The organism is Synechococcus sp. RC10B2 (assembly GCF_047502635.1).
Window position 1 is genome coordinate 1 of record NZ_JANSHO010000003.1, and the last position, 912, is coordinate 912.

General features: G+C 58.6%; 1 protein-coding gene and 1 pseudogene. One reads left to right on the forward strand and one right to left on the reverse strand.

The window, feature by feature from the left end; genetic code table 11:
• Position 1: 1 nt before the first annotated feature.
• Positions 2–214: a transposase gene (locus tag NW855_RS00350; protein WP_414508240.1), complete on the forward strand. Its 213-nt coding sequence runs from the start codon at positions 2–4 to the stop codon at positions 212–214.
• Positions 215–271: 57 nt separating this feature from the next.
• On the opposite strand, the pseudogene NW855_RS00355 reads toward NW855_RS00350, so the two are convergent.
• Positions 272–702, reverse strand: a pseudogene (locus NW855_RS00355) (Mo-dependent nitrogenase C-terminal domain-containing protein).
• Positions 703–912: the final 210 nt, after the last annotated feature.

The following is a 912-nucleotide window of genomic DNA, read 5'->3' on the forward strand; positions in this document are numbered from 1 at the left end:
TTTGGGTTCTCGCCATCTCAGCGCAAAGCTCACCATAGCTTGCCCATCGCTTCGTAAAGCATTCAAAAGTAGAGCTTCTAAATATTTAAGGCAGGAGTTTGCTAACCTGCGAAAACTGCCTAGCGTTTGGAGCAGAAGTTATTGTTTCTGTACCGCGGGGAATGCTAGGGCTGAGGTAATTCAAAACTATATCAACGGCCCACATCATGGGTAAGCGACTAAAGTGGCTAGCGGGCTTTTCCGCCCTGCACTAAAGTGCGGGGCTACCAAGCTATCCTTTTGTGTACTGGCTGATGTCTTCCCCGGCTTCTGCCAGGAAGGAGAGGGCACGGCAGCGCAAGGCCACCACCTGGTCGTAGAGAGGGTTGAGCTTGCACATGGGGGGATGTGCATCACCTTGCGGCCAAACAGCACCACCTCCCGCTCAAAGGGGCACTGGCCGGGGATCATACGGCACAAGAAGCGGGCTACCTTCGCGTCGCAGACTTGGATGCCGTCCAGCCACTTCTGCAAGGGAGCCAAAAGGTCGGTATAGCCGCTCTCGGCCTGAGCCTCTGCCGGCAATGGCGAGGTGGCGCCCTTATTGACCAGCGTGGCCCCGAGCAGGTGGAGCTGGGGAAGCTCCAGTCCGAAGGCAGCGGCCAATTGGTGCAACAGACGGTCCTCCGGCTCGGAATATACCCCGTCGGCAACGGCTGTCATCACCGCCGTGCGCAGGAAATCTTCCCGCAACTCCCGCTGCAGCTGGGCCGCCAGCTCCTCTCAGGGGAGAGGGGAGCGAGATCTTTCCCCTGGTCTTCCGGCCAGTCGAAGCGGATGAGATCTTCGATAAGTCGCTGCTCCTCGAGGCTATATTCTCCATCAGAACCTCCGGGGTACTCCCGCCACAGCGCAGCTTGGCGGGCTGGAGGA